We start from the raw sequence: 3450 nt of genomic DNA on the forward strand, positions 1-3450 counted from the left end.
GCAGTGTCTTCGCCGGTTGGCGCCGGCTACCCGCAATCGGCTTCGATCATGCGGACCAGCACCTGCTCCGCGGCGCAGTTCATCGGGCCGATGCGGATGTTGTCCCCCATGCCACAGCTGGCGCCAATGTAGTTTGCCTGGCTGAAATGGACCCCGTTGCCGGTCGCGGTGCCCGGGCAGCGGGCTTCGAAGCGGACATTGCAGCCGGTCCTGGGGGGCATGGAGCTCCTGAGGTAAAGCACGTCCTTGCCACCGCCGATGCAGGTGATCGCTGCACCGCGAAAGGAACCGAGCACGTTCTGTTCGTGGCGGACGACCTGCTGTTGCGTGGCCTGGCGTTGTTGTTCTTCCACGCGTCGGTGTTCGGCACCGACCTGCTCGTGGGCGGCGCGTTGTTTCTCGGCATTGGCGGCTTGCTGCTCACGCGCCAGCTGCTGGCGTTGCCGTTCGGCGGCCACATTCGCGCGTAGTGCTTCATCGCGGTCCGCGGCGGCCTGCGACGGCGCGGGAGATGGGCTGGTCGTGTTGCCGCGGGTCGTGCCTGCTGCCGGCGCCCTGGGGAGCTGCGCTGCCTGCGCGGCGGCGGCCTGTTGGCGCTGCTGTTGCGCCAGGCGTTCCAGGCGTTGCCGCTCCTGCGCCAGGCGTTCGCGTTCCAGTTCGCGCTCACGTTGCCGGGCGACGGCCTCGGCCTCCCGGCGGACAGTGTCCAGGAAGCGTCGCTGCTGCTCGTCAGCCTGCTGCTTCTTGGCCATTTCGCTGTTGAAGGTACTGGTGAATGTATCCAGGAGGCCGGCGAAGCCGCCGCCGGAGGTCGGTGCCGGGGCGTCCTCCTCGTAATCGTCGTCCTCGATGCTCGCCAGTTCCTCTTCCCGCCGGCGAAGCTCCTCCTGCTGCCTGGCAAGGACGGCCTGGCGCTGTGCCTCGGCCGCCCGGACCTTGCTGGCCTCGACGTTCCGGCGCAGCTTGGCCATGTCTTCCGCATCCAGTTGCCGTGGCGCCTGCTGCGCGGGTACCACGGCAGGCAGCAGGAGCAGGGGCAGGAAGAACAGGATCCGGGCGGCTGGCGACATGGCGTATTCCCCGAGGTCAGAAGCCGGTGCCGGCGGTGGGGTCGCAGCTCATCTGCAGGAACTTCATGGCGTACTCGATGCGATCAAGCAGCTCGGCATCGGCGGTGGCGAATGCCACGCTGAACAAGCCGAAGCGGGGATGGGGATTGCTGGCGCCGATGCCCGAGCCATCGGGCCATCGCACGATCTGCGCCTTGCCCCAGTCGATCCGATGCGGGGGAGCCAGGACCACGCGCGGGTCCTGTCGTTTCACTTCCTGATACCAGCCTTTGGTCTTCAACCACTGACCCGGCTGATGGCTGACCGTCGTCAGCTGCTGCAGTTCCTGTGGTTGGAATGCCAGTTCCGAGACGACCGTCGAGCACGCATTACCTGCATCCCCGGCCATGGCGGTGATGGAGGGGCGATAGCTGAGCTTCAGCGTGTTCTCGGTGACGGTCTCGATCTGCTCGATGGAGATCGCGTACTTGCTCTTGTCCTCGAGGTGCCGCGTGGTCTGCAGGATATCCACGTTCTGGAAGAACGCGTTGATGCTGACGTTGCGATTGGCCAGCAGCAGTGAAAGGAACTGCTGTGCGCTTTCCGCCGTCTGCTGGGCCTGCGCTTGCGCGTCGCCGGCCGGCAGCCATGCCAGCATGAGCGCGCCGCAGGCCAGGGCCAGCCGTGGCCCTGGCCGGGTCGCAGCCGGTGACGTCCATCGGGGGGGAACAGGCACGCGGCGAACCGTGCCGGAACGCGAGGAATGGAAACTGCTCATCGGATGCACTCGTAGGAGAAGGGGGTTCCGGTCAGATGGCGGAGTCGGTCTGCCAGCTTCTCGACCTTGAGGGTGGCGATGGCATGCTGTGCCGCCGAGGCGGTTGATTCCTCGAGCAGGTCGCGTTCCGCCAGCGCCAGGCGCAGGTCGTAGATGAGGTCGTTGAAGGTGACGCGCATCTCTTTGTTGGCGAAGTCCGCCGCTTGGTTGCGGGCGGCACGGGCATCCTCGGTGGTGCGCGCGAACACGCCGAAGGGAAGGCTGTACTTGATGCTGAAGGATGAGCTGCGCTCGCCCTGTGTGAACGTATAGCTGTTCCGGCGCTCGCCGACGGTAAGGCTGCCTTCGTCGCCATAGCTCACCTCGGCGGACATGCGGTCGAGGAAGTAGGTCTTCAGTGCCGTTGGCTTCTCCAGGGTGCGCTGGGCATCGCGGTTGGCCTCCAGGCGCACCAGTCGGTGCTCCCACAGCTGGTCGGCCAGCGCCGCTCCCGTGGCACCGCAGCCGGCACCATTCGATGCAGCCCAGCAACACGCTGGCGTCGTCGCCAGCAGGATCTGGAAAATCGTCCTGACACGCCTCATGCATCCCCCTGTTCCTGCACTGTTGCACCGCCAGGCCCCGTCGTTGACTGCGTGGGTCCGGGTACTTGCCCGAGACAGTTGATCGCACTGCAAAAACCCTGAACACTCCCGGCTGGGGCTTGACATCAGGGGGTTGGGCATGGAGCGGGATCGCCAGCTTTCGGCGCTGCTGGAGCCGCTGTATGCGTCCGTACTGGATTTCTCGGCGCTCGGCGCGTTCAACCGGGGACTGGCCGAGCTGACTGACAGCCATGTCAGCGGTGTGTTGATCCACGATGTCGCCGGCGGGCGCGCCAGCGTGAACCACATCCATGGCGTGGACAACGCCGTGATGGGCGAGCTGCTGGCGGAGCTGGACCTGCGCGAGGATCCCTGGATGCAACGGGTCACGCCGCAGCTGGCGATTGGCCGGGTGCTGGACACCGATGATTTCCTGGCCCGCAAGCAAGCCCTGAACAGCGGCTTCTACAACAACTATTACCGCCGCTTGGGCATCGTCCAGCAGGTTGCGGCGGTGGGGTTGTACGACGGGACCAGCTCCGTGACGCTATCGATCTGCCACGGCGACCTCCAGCGTGTTTACGGCGAGGCCGAGCTGGGCCTGCTGCGGGCGCTGACGCCGCATTGGATCAATGCATACGCCATGATCCGCCGGATGGGTGGCTTGGAGCAGCAGGTCAGCACGCTGGAGCATGCGTTGGAGTGTTCGCCGGTGGCCATGTTCGTGCTCGACGACGGCCTGCGCATCCAACGCGCCAATGCCGCCGCGGAAGCGCTGTTGGCCAACGGCATGCTGGGACGCGAGTCGGGCATGCTGGTCGCCAAGGGGCGGGCGCGGTCTGGCCTGCATGGCCTGTTGCAGCGTGCGCTGCGCGGGGCAAGCCAATTGCGTGGTGGCGACGTGGAGTCACTTGTGCTGCCCGATGCCGGTGGGTTGCCTTGTGGCGTGCTGACGGCGCATCGGCTGGTCCGCTGGTCACCGCAGGAACGGGGCACCTTGCTGATATTCGTGCGTGAGGTAAAGCAGGCCGCGCCGGGG

At 66.3% G+C, this 3450-nt stretch carries 4 protein-coding genes; 1 reads left to right on the top strand and 3 read right to left on the bottom strand.

The window, feature by feature from the left end; genetic code table 11:
- Positions 1–26: 26 nt before the first annotated feature.
- The 3 genes from VA603_RS09400 to VA603_RS09410 form a co-directional block, all read right to left on the bottom strand.
- Positions 27–1070: a hypothetical protein gene (locus VA603_RS09400; protein WP_323438639.1), complete on the bottom strand. Its 1044-nt coding sequence runs from the start codon at positions 1068–1070 to the stop codon at positions 27–29.
- A gap of 16 nt (positions 1071–1086) precedes the next feature.
- Positions 1087–1707: a hypothetical protein gene (locus tag VA603_RS09405; RefSeq protein WP_323438640.1), complete on the bottom strand. Its 621-nt coding sequence runs from the start codon at positions 1705–1707 to the stop codon at positions 1087–1089.
- Positions 1708–1823: 116 nt separating this feature from the next.
- Positions 1824–2411, bottom strand: coding sequence for a hypothetical protein (locus VA603_RS09410; RefSeq protein ID WP_323438641.1), 588 nt, complete (start codon positions 2409–2411; stop codon positions 1824–1826).
- A 139-nt stretch (positions 2412–2550) separates the two neighbouring features.
- On the opposite strand from VA603_RS09410, the gene VA603_RS09415 reads away from it, so the two are divergent.
- The coding region (locus VA603_RS09415) for a PAS domain-containing protein (RefSeq protein WP_323438642.1) at positions 2551–3450 on the top strand (900 nt) is incomplete at its 3' end.

This window comes from Stenotrophomonas capsici (genome assembly GCF_034961085.1).
Classification (GTDB): domain Bacteria; phylum Pseudomonadota; class Gammaproteobacteria; order Xanthomonadales; family Xanthomonadaceae; genus Stenotrophomonas; species Stenotrophomonas capsici.